The organism is Brevundimonas sp. FV1ye28 (assembly GCF_058681135.1).
In genome coordinates this window covers 502,548-514,952 of sequence record NZ_CM178731.1, presented here as the reverse complement: position 1 = coordinate 514,952, position 12,405 = coordinate 502,548, and the positions used below count along the sequence as shown (strand labels likewise).

At 66.7% G+C, this 12,405-nt stretch carries 13 protein-coding genes; 10 read left to right on the top strand and 3 right to left on the bottom strand.

The annotated features are described in order from the left end of the window. Positions 1-15 precede the first annotated feature (15 nt). From ACW171_RS02510 to cysS, 3 genes are all read right to left on the bottom strand, one after another. Positions 16-414 carry a DUF1489 family protein gene (locus ACW171_RS02510; protein WP_492095535.1) on the bottom strand — a complete coding sequence of 133 codons (399 nt, stop codon included), beginning with the start codon at positions 412-414 and terminating at the stop codon, positions 16-18. Between the two features lie 8 nt (positions 415-422). Then, the gene (locus ACW171_RS02505) at positions 423-2,408 is read right to left on the bottom strand and encodes an acetyl/propionyl/methylcrotonyl-CoA carboxylase subunit alpha (RefSeq protein WP_492095534.1); all 1,986 of its coding nucleotides are present in this window, start codon (positions 2,406-2,408) and stop codon (positions 423-425) included. A 67-nt stretch (positions 2,409-2,475) separates the two neighbouring features. Beyond that, complete coding sequence (gene cysS / locus ACW171_RS02500) at positions 2,476-3,885, bottom strand: cysteine--tRNA ligase (RefSeq protein WP_492095533.1); 1,410 nt, start codon at positions 3,883-3,885, stop codon at positions 2,476-2,478. A gap of 155 nt (positions 3,886-4,040) precedes the next feature. Between cysS and folE the strand changes: the two genes are divergently transcribed. From folE to ACW171_RS02450, 10 genes are all read left to right on the top strand, one after another. Beyond that, positions 4,041-4,658 carry a GTP cyclohydrolase I FolE gene (gene folE / locus ACW171_RS02495; protein ID WP_492095532.1) on the top strand — a complete coding sequence of 206 codons (618 nt, stop codon included), beginning with the start codon at positions 4,041-4,043 and terminating at the stop codon, positions 4,656-4,658. A 183-nt stretch (positions 4,659-4,841) separates the two neighbouring features. Next, positions 4,842-5,282, top strand: a complete 441-nt coding sequence (locus tag ACW171_RS02490) for a biopolymer transporter ExbD (protein ID WP_492095531.1) — start codon at positions 4,842-4,844, stop codon at positions 5,280-5,282. Between the two features lie 134 nt (positions 5,283-5,416). Then, the gene (locus ACW171_RS02485; RefSeq protein WP_492095530.1) at positions 5,417-6,262 is read left to right on the top strand and encodes an aldo/keto reductase; all 846 of its coding nucleotides are present in this window, start codon (positions 5,417-5,419) and stop codon (positions 6,260-6,262) included. Between the two features lie 39 nt (positions 6,263-6,301). Then, positions 6,302-6,550 (top strand): helix-turn-helix domain-containing protein, encoded by a 249-nt coding sequence (locus tag ACW171_RS02480; protein WP_492095529.1) that lies wholly within the window; start codon positions 6,302-6,304, stop codon positions 6,548-6,550. Next, complete coding sequence (locus ACW171_RS02475) at positions 6,550-7,215, top strand: Pr6Pr family membrane protein (protein ID WP_492095528.1); 666 nt, start codon at positions 6,550-6,552, stop codon at positions 7,213-7,215. Before ACW171_RS02480 ends, ACW171_RS02475 begins: the two co-directional genes overlap by 1 nt. A gap of 9 nt (positions 7,216-7,224) precedes the next feature. Beyond that, positions 7,225-8,754 carry a UbiD family decarboxylase gene (locus ACW171_RS02470; protein ID WP_492095527.1) on the top strand — a complete coding sequence of 510 codons (1,530 nt, stop codon included), beginning with the start codon at positions 7,225-7,227 and terminating at the stop codon, positions 8,752-8,754. A gap of 161 nt (positions 8,755-8,915) precedes the next feature. Continuing rightward, positions 8,916-9,251: a hypothetical protein gene (locus ACW171_RS02465; RefSeq protein ID WP_492095526.1), complete on the top strand. Its 336-nt coding sequence runs from the start codon at positions 8,916-8,918 to the stop codon at positions 9,249-9,251. A 69-nt stretch (positions 9,252-9,320) separates the two neighbouring features. Then, positions 9,321-9,947, top strand: a complete 627-nt coding sequence (locus tag ACW171_RS02460; protein WP_492095525.1) for a hypothetical protein — start codon at positions 9,321-9,323, stop codon at positions 9,945-9,947. A 42-nt stretch (positions 9,948-9,989) separates the two neighbouring features. After that, a complete protein-coding gene (locus ACW171_RS02455) occupies positions 9,990-11,810 on the top strand; it encodes a M14 family metallopeptidase (RefSeq protein WP_492095524.1) in 1,821 nt (606 codons plus the stop codon). 5 nt (positions 11,811-11,815) lie between these two features. Then, positions 11,816-12,229: an MAPEG family protein gene (locus ACW171_RS02450; protein WP_492095523.1), complete on the top strand. Its 414-nt coding sequence runs from the start codon at positions 11,816-11,818 to the stop codon at positions 12,227-12,229. Positions 12,230-12,405 lie beyond the last annotated feature (176 nt).

The window sequence follows — 12,405 nt, the reverse complement described above, 5'->3', positions numbered from 1 at the left end:
GGGAGAAGGGTTTCTTTACCACGCCCCCATTTCGCGGAGCTGTTTCGCCAGATCCTCGGGCATGTCGCCGGCGTCGAGGGTCGACAGGTCGGCGGGCGCGTCCTTGGGGTCGAAATAGCGCCACCCCTGGAAGGGGCGACGGGCCAGGGGCGCGGTGCGGATGACCTGGGGCGCGAGGGTGATCAGGCACTGGGAGGCCTTGCCCTCCCCCTCGGTCTTGATGTCCGTGATCGGCATGCGGCAGGCGACCGAGCCCTTGATGACCCAGTAGAGGGAGCCGCCGTCCTCGATCTCGGTCGCGCGCTTGGGCGTCATCCGGGTGTGGACGGTCAGCCACTGGTTCTTTTCGGCGCGGCGCTCCAGCGTCTCGACCTCGGAGACGCCGACGCAGAGCTTGATCATATGGAGAGGCATGGGCGGACTTAGGTGCTCGCCTCGACCTTGGCCAGGACGGCGTCGGCCGTGACCTGATCGCCGACCGCGAAGCCGATCTCGCCGACGACGCCGTCGAAGGGCGCGGTCAGGGCGTGCTCCATCTTCATGGCCTCCAGCACGATGATCGGCTGGCCCTTGGTGACCGTGTCGCCGGCCTTTGCGGGGGTGGCGACGATCTTGCCGGGCATTGGGGCGCGGAGGGAGCCGTCGGAGGCGGCGGTACCGGCTGCTATTGAAGCGTAGCCTGACATCAGATGCGCGTTGCCGCAGAAGAAAAGGATCGGTTGGCTTCGGCTCGCAACACCAACCACTGCGTTGTGGGCGGCCAGTTCAACCTTCCGGCCATAGACGAGAGCCGAATCTTCGGTCCCGTTCACAGTGATCTCGTAATGGCTGCCGTTGAGGCTCACCCCGCCATCCACCCTCTGGCCATCGACCCAGATTCGGAATGTTGGGGAGCTTTCTCGATTGAGCCGAAAACCGCTGAGGCCAAAGAGTGGGTCAAACGGAGACCAAATATCACCTCTAGACGGTGAAACGGACAGGGCTGATTCATGAATGCCAGCGCTCTCGACAGCCAGAGCGGCGAGTTGCACTTCCACGCTCAAATCTGCGGCTGTCAGCGCCGCCTCCTCCATCCCGATGAAGCCGGTATCAACATCTCCCGCTACGAAACGGGGATGCTCAAGACAGCGGGTCAGGAACCCGGCGTTGGTCTTGACCGGCCAGACCTCGACCTCGCCACAGGCGTCAGCCAGCCGTTCGGCGGCGGCTTCGCGCGTATCCTCATGCACGATCAGCTTGGCGATCATGGGGTCGTAGAACTGGCTGACCTCCCCGCCCTGTTCGACGCCCGTGTCGATGCGGATGTCGTCCGGCAGGACGAAATGGTCGAGCCGACCGATCGACGGCAGGAAGCCGTTGGCGGGGTCCTCGGCGTAGAGGCGGGCTTCCATGGCCCAGCCGTTCAGGGGGATGTCGGCCTGTTTCAGCGGGACCGGCTCGCCGGCGGCCGCGCGGAACTGCCATTCGACGAGGTCGACGCCGGTGATGCTCTCGGTGACCGGGTGTTCGACCTGGAGACGGGTGTTCATTTCCATGAACCAGATGCGGTCGGCCTTCAGACCCTCGGAGGCGTCGGCGATGAACTCGATGGTGCCGGCGCCGATGTAGTTCACGGCCTTGGCCGCCTTCACCGCCGCCGAGGTGACCGCCTCGCGCGTCGCGGCGTCCATGCCGGGGGCCGGGGCTTCCTCAATGACCTTCTGGTGGCGGCGTTGCAGGGAGCAGTCGCGTTCGTAGAGGTGGACGACCTCGCCGTGCGAGTCGCCGAAGACCTGAACCTCGATGTGGCGGGGCGAGAGGATGTATTTCTCGATCAGGACCCGGTCGTCGCCGAAGCTGGACGCCGCCTCGCGCCGGCACGAGGCCAGGCCGTCGAGGAAGGCTTCGGACGCATCGACGCGGCGCATGCCCTTGCCGCCGCCGCCCGCGACGGCCTTGATCAGGACCGGATAGCCGATGGCGTCGGCCTCGGCCTTCAGACGGTCGGGGGACTGGTCCTCGCCCATATAGCCGGGGGTGACGGGCACGCCGGCCTCGACCATCAGCTTTTTGGCCGCGTCCTTCAGGCCCATGGCGCGGATCGAGGCCGGCGGGGCGCCGATCCAGATGATGCCGGCCGCCATCACGGCCTCAGCGAACTCGGCGTTCTCGGACAGGAAGCCGTAGCCGGGGTGGATGGCCTCGGCGCCCGTGGCCTTGGCGGCGGCCAGGACCTTTTCGGCGACGAGATAGGATTCGCGGGCCGCCGCCGGGCCGATCAGGACGGCCTCATCGGCCTCTCGCACATGCAGGGCCTGGGCGTCGGCCTCCGAATAGACGGCGATGGTGCGAATCCCCATCCGCTTGGCGGTGCGGAAGACACGGCAGGCGATCTCGCCGCGATTGGCGACCAGGACGGACTTGAACATGGGCCCGGTTTAGATCGGCGTAGGCCGATTGTCTCCTCCTGTGAGAGGGACGCGACCGGAGGACGGATCAGTCCTTCAGCCGCCAGGTCGCGCCCGTCGGGCCGTCCATGACCACGACGTTGAGCGCGGTCAGGCGGTCGCGGATGCGATCGGCCTCGGGCCAGTTCTTCTCCGCCCGCGCGGTGACGCGTTCGGCCAGCAGGGTTTCGACCTCGGACTTCAGGGCGTCGTCGGCGCCGCCCTCGAACCAGGCATCCGGACTGGCCAGCAGCACACCCAGGATTCGTCCGCACGCCATCAGTTCGGCCTTGGCGATGCCGACCGCCTTGTGGTCGCCGGCGGTCATGGCGCGTTCGATCTCGCTCGACAGGGCGAACATGGTCGCCATGGCGCCCGGGGTGTTGAGGTCGTCGGAGATGGCGTCGAGGAAGGCCGGCGACGGCATGTCGCCCAGGGCATCGACCGAATCGGCACGCCGCAGCGCCCCGTACAGCCGGTCCAAGTTCTTGCGCGACTGGTCCAGCAGCGCCTGATTCCAGTCCAGCGGCTGACGGTAATGGGCGCTCAGCAGGGCCCAGCGGACGACCTCGCCCGGGATCGACTGCACCAGGTCGTGCAGCAGCAGGACGTTGCCGACCGACTTGGACATCTTCTCCGCGTCGACGGTCAGGAAGCCGTTGTGCATCCAGTAGCGGCTGTATTCCTCATGCGCGTGGTCGCCGTGCGCGTGGCCGTGGGCGCAGACGCCTTGCGCGATCTCGTTTTCATGGTGGGGGAAGACCAGGTCGATGCCGCCGCCGTGGATGTCGATCGGCAGGCCCAGGGTCTTCTCGATCATGGCCGAGCATTCGATGTGCCAGCCCGGACGCCCCTCGCCCCACGGCGAAGCCCAGGACGGCTCCTCCGGCTTGGACGGCTTCCACAGGACGAAGTCGTGCGGGTTCTTCTTGTAGGGGGCGACCTCGACGCGGGCGCCGGCAATCATGTCGTCCAGGTTCCGGCCGGACAGAGCGCCGTAGGAGGGATAGCTCGACACGTCGAACAGGACATGGCCCTCGGCCGCATAGGCGCATCCCTGATCCACGATCTGGCCGATCTGTTCGATGATCGCGTCCATATGGTCGGTGACGTGCGGCGCGAGGTCTGGGGGCGAGACGTTCAGCAGCGCCATGTCGGCCAGATAGGCGGCCTCGTAGCGGGCCGTGACCTCGCCGATCGGCACGCCTTCGCGATGGGCCTTGGCGTTGATCTTGTCGTCCACGTCGGTGACGTTGCGGGCATAGATGACGCTCTCGGCGCCGTACTCGCGCCGCAGCAGCCGCACCAGGACGTCGAACACCACGGGCGGACGCGCATTGCCGATGTGGGCATAGTCATAGACCGTCGGTCCGCAGACGTAGAGCGTCACCCGATCGGGGTCGCGCGGCGTGAACTCACGCTTCTCGCGGCGCAGGGTGTCGTGCAGGTACAGTGTCATTTGATCGCGGTGCAGTCGGTTTTCTTGCGGGACAGGCTACGCGTCCCATATAGCCGTGCTGCTGCGCCGAACAGGCTTCAGCAACGAAAAGGGAGGGCGGCACGCGTCAATCCGGAACCATCGTTCCGGCGCTACTAAGCCGCTTAAAACAGTTCATGGACGCCCAAGTTTCCAACGCCCTGCGGGTCGGCAACGATTCCGCACTGGCCAAGCCCAGCCGCGACGAGGCCCTGGCCGCCGTGCGGACCCTGATCGCCTGGTCCGGCGACAACCCCGATCGCGAGGGGCTGCTCGACACGCCCAAGCGCGTCGTGGACGCCTATTCCGAATGGTTCGAAGGATATGACGCCGATCCGGCCAAGGAACTGAGCCGCACGTTCGAGGACGTGCAGGGTTATGACGACATGGTGCTGCTGCGCGACATCGAGGTCGAGAGCCACTGCGAGCACCACATGGCCCCCTTCCTGGGCAAGGCCTATGTCGCCTATCTGCCGACCGCCAAGGTTGTCGGTATCTCCAAGATCGCCCGCGTGGTCGAGATTTTCTCCAAGCGTCTGCAGACGCAGGAGACCCTGACCCAGGAGATCGCCAAGGCGCTGGAAGACAATCTGACCCCCGCCGGCGTGGCCGTCCTGATCGACGCCGAGCACCAGTGCATGACGACGCGCGGCGTGCATCACCGCCACGTCTCGACCATCACCACCCGCTTCACGGGCCAGTTCAAATCGGACCCGGCCCTGGTCGAGCGGTTCCTGAAGCTGGCCAAGGGCTGACGAATAAATCCTCCTTCGCCGCGTGCGGAGGAGGATTTCTCCCCGTTCGAGCGAAAAGCGCCGCCAGGGAACCGACTTCGTTCCGAGACCGCTTTACAAGCCTCGCGGCAGACGCCAAGAAACCGTCCGAACCGTAACGCGTCGCTCCGGCCCTGCGCCCGAGCCTCCATGGAGAAACAACGCATGGGCTCCAAGCTCGCAGGTCCCGCCGGACAAGGTGGCAAGACCATCTCTCAGAACGCGGACATCAACGTCACGCCGTTCGTCGACATCATGCTGGTGCTGCTGATCATCTTCATGGTCGCCGCCCCGCTCGCGACCGTCTCGATCCGCCTCGACCTGCCGCCGGCGACGCCGCCGACCGGCGAAGAGCCCAAGGAACCGGTCTACATCACCATCCAGGACTCGGGCTCGATCTTCATCGCCGAGCAGCAGACCACGATCGAAACCCTGGCCGCTGACGTCTGCGCCGCTCTGGGCGGCGGATCGCCGGCCTGCCAAGAAGAGCGCGTCTTCGTCCGCGCCCAGCCGGAAGTCCGCTACAACGCCTTCATGGAAGTCATGAACGACCTGCAGTCGAACGGCTTCTACAAGGTCGGCCTGCTGAACGAAGACATCGAATAGGGTTCTGCCCTCTTCACACCGATCAGGGCCGCGTCTCGCAAGGGACGCGGCCTTTTTCATTCGCGCGACGGGATGGCGTCGTGGCCAGAGGCCCCCATATCGGTCGTTCGCCCGAACCTTGCCTGGAGCCCCCCATGTCCGAACAGCTGTCCCTGACCGTCGATGGTCTGACGATCCCGCAACTGGGATTCGGCACATGGCAGCTTGAGCCCGCCGACGCGCGGCGCATGGTCGCGGAGGCCCTGCGGATCGGCTATCGCCACATCGATACGGCCTGGATCTACAAGAACGAGGCGGCGGTCGGCGACGGCATCCGCGACGCCATCGAGGCCGGTCACGTCGCCCGTGACGACATCTGGCTGACGACCAAGATCTGGGTCGAGCATTTCGAGCACGACGCCCTGCTGCGCCAGGCGCGGGAATCAGCGGACAGCCTCGGCTTCACGCCCGACCTGCTGCTGCTGCATTGGCCCAAGGCGACCCCGAGCTTCGCCGAGACGCTCGGCGCGCTGAACGAGGCCAAGGCGAAGGGACTGACCCGCGCGATCGGGCTTTCGAACTTCCCGTCGGCCGAGTTCCGGGAGGCGCAAGGCCTGTCCCCCGCCCGCCTGATCACCAACCAGGTCGAATACCATCCCTATCTGTCGCTGAAGACCCTGCGCGCCACGGCCGCCGCGCTCGGCTCGTCGATCACCGCCTGGTCGCCCCTGGCCCAGGGCCAGATCGCCGACGATCCGGTCATCGGCGAGATCGCTCGCGCCCACGGCAAGTCCAACGGTCAGGTCACCCTGCGCTGGCTGGTGCAACAGGGGGTCATCGCCATTCCCCGCACGACCAAGCCCGAGCGGGCCGCCGAGAATTTCGACATCTGGGACTTCCAGCTCTCCGACGAGGAGATGGCACGCATCGACGCGCTCGCCCGCCCGGACGGCCGTCTCGGGGACTGGATCGACAAGGACTTCGTCTGGGATCAAGAATAGGGCCAGACGCGGCGATCAGACCGCGCAGGGAGGTTCGCTATGGGTTCTGTCCTCGGTTTCCCCGGCATCGATCCGACCGACGCGGCGGTCGGCGCTCGACTGAAGCGATGGCGTGAGGAGCGCGGCATGGACATCGACGCCGTCGCCGCCGCCTTGAAGATCACCCCGGAAGAAGAGCGACGCGCAGAAGCCGGCCGCGCGCATCTGACGACGCTCCAGATCGCCGCCGCGACCCGGACCCTGCATCTGCCGATGTGGGCGCTGGTGTCCGACAGGCCGGCCTACTGATGATCCAGAGGATGCACGGCGCCGCGCGCGGCTGGCGCATCCTGTTCGCCGTCGTCGGCTGGGGCGGGCTGATCGCCCAATACGTCCTTCTGATGGGCGAAGGGACGCGGTCGGCGCTGGGCTCGACCGTGGTCTTCTTCAGCTATTTCACCATCCTGACGAATGTGTTGGTCGCCCTGGCCCTGACGGCGCCTGCCCTGTTTCCGGACACCAGGCTGGGTCGCTGGACCGCGACCGAGGGCGTCCGCGCCGCCGTGGCCATGTATATCGCGGTCGTCGGGGTCATCTATCACACCCTGCTGGACGCGACCTGGAACCCTCAGGGGCTGCTGTTCTACGTCAACCAGATCCTGCACACCGTCATGCCGATCGCCTTCGTGCTGGACTGGTTGCTGTTCGTGCCGAAGGGGCGGCTGCGCTGGATCGATCCGGTGAAATGGCTGGCCTATCCGCTGGCCTACGGCGTGTTCACGGTGATCCACGGCCAGATCATCGGCTGGTATCCCTACTGGTTCATCGACATCGGTGCGCTCGGCTGGGGACCGGCCATGGTCAACTTCGGCGCCCTGCTCGCCTTCTTCCTGGTCCTCGGCCTGATCGTCGCGGCATTGGACCGCGCCCTCTCGGCGCTCGGCAAGGGTGACAGCTCCCTCACGCCGTCCTAATCGGGCCGCATGGCATACAAATCCCTGCGCGACTTCATGGCCCAGCTGGAGGCCTCGGGCGAACTGGTGCGCGTGTCCGAGCCGGTTTCCACCGTGCTGGAGATGACAGAGATCCAGACGCGCTTGCTGAGGAACGGCGGCCCGGCGGTCCTGTTCGAAAAGCCGGTCATGCCCGACGGCTCGATCAGCCCCATCCCGGCCCTCGCCAACCTGTTCGGCACAGTGAAGCGGGTCGCCATGGGCGTGACCCTGGACAAGAAGGCCCGCACCACGGCCGCAGAACTGCGCGAGGTCGGCGAGCTTCTGGCCTTCCTCAAGAACCCGACGCCGCCGCGCGGTCTGTCCGACGCCATGGACATGCTTCCTCTGGCGCAATCGGTGATGGCCATGCGGCCCAAGGTGGTGAAGTCGGCGCCGGTGCAGGACGTGGTGCTCAAGGGCGATCAGATCGATCTGACCAGCCTGCCTATCCAGACCTGCTGGCCCGGCGAGCCTGCGCCCCTGATCACCTGGGGTCTGGTCGTCACCAAGGGCCCCAGCGACGACCGCGAGGACGACTTCAACCTCGGCATCTACCGGATGCAGGTCCTGGGCAAGGACAAGGCCATCATGCGCTGGCTGGCCCATCGCGGCGGTGCCCAGCATTATGCGCGGCACAAGAAGGCCGGGAAGCGCGAGCCCCTGCCCTGCGCCGTCGTGCTCGGCGCCGATCCGGGGACGATCCTGGCGGCCGTGACGCCGGTGCCGGACACCCTCAGCGAGTACCAGTTCGCCAGCCTGATGCGGGGGGCCAAGGCCGAGCTGGTCGCCTGCAAGACCGTTCCCCTGATGGTCCCGGCCCAGGCCGAGATCGTGCTCGAGGGCCATGTCCTGCTGGACGAACACGCGCCCGAAGGCCCCTACGGCGACCACACCGGCTACTACAACTCGGTTGAGACCTTCCCGGTCTTCCAGGTCAGCGCCATCACCATGCGCCGCGATCCCATCTATCTGACCACCTTCACCGGCCGTCCGCCGGACGAGCCATCGGTGCTGGGCGAGGCGCTGAACGAGGTCTTCATCCCGCTGCTGCGGGCCCAGTTCCCGGAGATCACCGACTTCTGGCTGCCGCCCGAGGGGTGCAGCTACCGCATCGCCGTGGTGTCCATGAAGAAGGCCTACCCGGGCCACGCCAAGCGGGTGATGCTGGGCGTCTGGAGCTATCTGCGCCAGTTCATGTACACCAAGTGGGTCATCGTCGTGGACGACGACATCGACGCCCGCGACTGGAAACAGGTCATGTGGGCCATGGCCACCAAGATGGACCCTGCCCGCGACATCACCCTGATCGAGAACACCCCGATCGACTATCTGGACTTCGCCTCGCCCGAGAGCGGCCTGGGCTCCAAGATCGGCCTGGACGCCACCGACAAATGGCCGCCCGAGACCAAGCGTGAATGGGGCGAGGAAATCCGCATGGACGCCGAGGTCGTCGAGCGGGTGTCGGATATGTGGGACCGGCTGGGCCTGCCGGGAGACGGGACGCCGATCTGGAAATAGGATGGCCTTCGATCGGTCGTCCGCTCTCTCTGAGGCCCTTCTGACGCGCCACTGGCGCGCGAATGGTGCGCCGCAACACAAAATGTGTCCGGATTGCGATTTCTGCATGACACGGTCGGGATCTTGCAGATAGCGTCGGCTTCTCACCCCGGAGCCATCCCATGAAATTCGCCGCTGTCGCCCTGGCCATCGCCTTCGCCGCCCCCATGGCCGCAGCTGTGCCCGCGCCCGCCGACGCCCAGGTTCTGGCCGGTCGCAACGGCGACACCCGCCGGCTTCGCGAGGCCCCGCGCCCGCCCCTGAGCCCTCGCGAGGAGGACCGCCTGTTCGCGGCCGAGGAGGCCGTGTTCGAACTGACGCAGCAGATCGAAGAGATGGAAGCCGTCGCCGAACCCACTGCCGCCCAGACCGCCAGCCTCGCGGATCTGCGCGAACGGCTTGAGGACGAACAGGGCACGGTCGATCGCCTGCAACGCAAGCGCGACCGTCGCGGTTAGTCGCCCGGCGGGGGTGACCGCGCTCTGCGCCTTCGATAGCGTCCACAGCCACGCTTCGGGGGACGATCATTGAGCGCGTTCGAGTTCTTCTTCAGCTTCTACGGCCTGCTGCTCGGCCTGTCCGTCGCCGAACTGGTGGGCGGCTTCTCGCGCGTGCTGCATGAGCGCCAGAGGGTCCGCTTCGGCTGGCTGACGCCTCTGCTGGCCCTGTTCGTGGCCATGGACGTCGCGACCTTCTGGAGCCAGGCCTGGACCATCTTCCGGGGCGCGCCGTTCAGCCTGGCCCTGCTGTTCGTGGGTCTGGTCGTCGCCGCAACCTTCTATGTCGCCGCCAGCGTGACCTTTCCGCGCGTCACGGCCGAGGGGGTCGAGAAGCGAATCGATCTCGACGCGCATTTCTGGGCGCATCGGCGCCTGATCTTCACCTGCATCCTGGCGGCCAATCTGATCGTCGTGACGATCTTCATCAGCCTGATGCTCGCCGATGCCAGTTTCGCGACGCTGTCGAAACCACGGCTGTGGATAGGGTTCGCGGTCTTCAGCCTGGGCACCGCGGTGGCGGCGTTCGCGCCCTGGCGACGAATCGCGATCAGCGCCCTGATCGTGCTGGTGGCCTATAGTCTCTTCAACGTGGCGCGTTCGGCCGCCGTGCTGGTCGCAGAGGGTGGATGGTCGTTGCCGGCGCCCGGAAGCTGATCACGGCTTGCCAGTCTGGAGGCGAGAGAGGATGAACGGGCCATGCGCCACGTCCTCATCCTGACCGCCCTTGCGGCCTTCGCGAGCCCCGCCATGTCCCAGTCCGTTCCGAACACCGCCCCCTGGGACCAGGCCTTCCTGCCGCCCGCGCTGGAGTGGAACGGCGCCAGCCGCGCCCTACTGGCCGACGCCTCCAACCCCTGGATCACCGACTTCGAGCGCGATCCGGTGCATGACTTCAGCCCCGACTATGCCGCGACCCGCGCCTGGTTCGACCGGCTGGACGCGGCGTCCGACCTGATCCGCATCGAACAGTTCGGCGTCTCGCCCGAAGGCCGGCCGATCTATGCCGTCATCGCCTCCAGGGACGGCGCGACGCTCGACCCGGCCAAGCCCGTCCTGCTGGCCCAGGCCGGCATCCATCCGGGCGAGATCGACGGCAAGGACGCGGGCATGATGCTGCTGCGCGACATGGCGTTCGGCGACAAGGGCGACCTTCTGGACCACGCCAACCTGGTGCTGATCCCCATCCTGTCGGTCGATGGCCATGAGCGTGCCTCGCCCTACAGCCGTCCGAACCAGCGCGGGCCGCGCGTCCAGGGCTGGCGTAATACGGGCACCAACCAGAACCTGAACCGCGACTTCATGAAGCTGGACCAGCCGGAGATGCAGGCGCTGCGCACCTTCATCAACGCGGTGAAACCCGACCTCTATCTCGACATCCACGTCACCGATGGGATGGATTATCAGTACGACATAACCTACGGATTCAACGGTGAATTCGATGCCTTCAGCCGCTCGCCGTCGAGCGCTCGCTGGCTGGATGGCGTCTTCAAGCCCGCGATGAACGCGGCGCTCGAGGACCAGGGCCACATCCCCGGCCCGCTCGTCTTCGGCATCGACGACCAGAATCCCCGCGCAGGTCTGAACGACGGCGGCCTGGGCGAACGGTTCTCGAACGGCTGGGGCGACGCGGCCCACGTCCCGACCATCCTGATCGAGAACCACAGCCTCAAGCCCTATGAACAGCGGGTGCTGGGGACCTATGTCTTCCTCGAAGCCTCTATGCGTATTCTGGCCGAGAACCTGGCACCGCTGCGCGCGGCGATCACCGCCGACCGCGCCCTGCGTCCGGCCGAGGTGCTGACGAACTTCGGCTCCGATCCGGTCGCGCACCAGACCCGCGCCTTCAAGGGCGTGCTCTACGAGACCTACGACAGCCCCGCCTCGGGCCGTCGGGAAATCCGCTGGCTGGGCCGTCCCGACCCGGAACTGTGGCAACTGCCCTATTACGGCTCGCGCGCAGGGCTGCGCCTGCGGCGTCCGACCGCCTACTGGGTCCCTGCCTATCGGACGGACATCATCGAGCGGCTGCGCATCCATGGCCTGACGATGGAGACGCTGGACGCCCCGCGGTCTGTGCCGGTCGAGATGCTGCGCCTCGTCAATCCGACGCTGGCACCCCGCCCGAACGAAGGCCATGTCCAGGCGAGCGTCACCGACGTCACCGCAGAACGCCGCGACTGGACCTATGCGCCCGGTTCGGTCCGCGTGCCGACGGACCAGCCGCTGGGCGACATCGCCGTCCTGTTGCTGGAGCCCCAATCGTCCGAGAGCTTCTTCGCCTGGGGCCTGTTCCCGGAGGTTCTCAGCCGCGTCGAATACATCGAGGGCTATGCCATCGCCCCGCTCGCGGAGGCCATGATAGCGGCCGATCCGGCGCTGAAGGCCGAGTTCGAGGCCAAGCTGGCCGCAGAGCCCGAGTTCGCCGCGAACGGCGATGCGCGTCTGGCATGGTTCTACGAACGAACTCCGTTCTATGATGACCGCTACCGGCTGTATCCGGTCGGACGGGAGAACTAGACACCATGCCGGACATGACCCCCGCTCAGGCCGCCGCCTTGTGGAGCGGCCTGCTGATCCTGCTGCTCGTGATTCTCTCGGTGCGGGTCGTCCTGCAGCGCCAGAAGCATCGCGTCGTACTGGGCGACGGCGGCAACGCCGACCTGACCCTGGCCGGGCGCGTGTTCGGCAACGCCGTCGAATATATCCCGGTCTGCGTCGGCGCCCTGGCCGTGCTGACCCTGCTGGGTCTGCCCGCCTATACGATCCATGCGGTGGGCGGTGTGATGTTCCTCGGCCGGGTGCTGCACGCGACGGGGCTGACGGCCGGAAAGCCGACGCCGGGGCGGCTGATCGGCATGATCCTGACCTATCTGGCCCTGATCGCCGCCGCCGGTATGCTGATGGTGCATGCCTTCGTGGGCTCGCCGCACGGCTAAATTTCATGCGACGGCGCAGCCGGAGTTCCGGCGCGAAAGGGTTGAGCGGTTGGCTTCGCCGGTGAGGGCTGCCCCTCACCCTTTCGGCCAAGCCGCATCGCTTCGCTCTGCGGACCTCAAGCCCTCTCCCGCCGGGAGAGGGGCATCCTTGCATTGCGGCACGGCCCCCGGTCCGC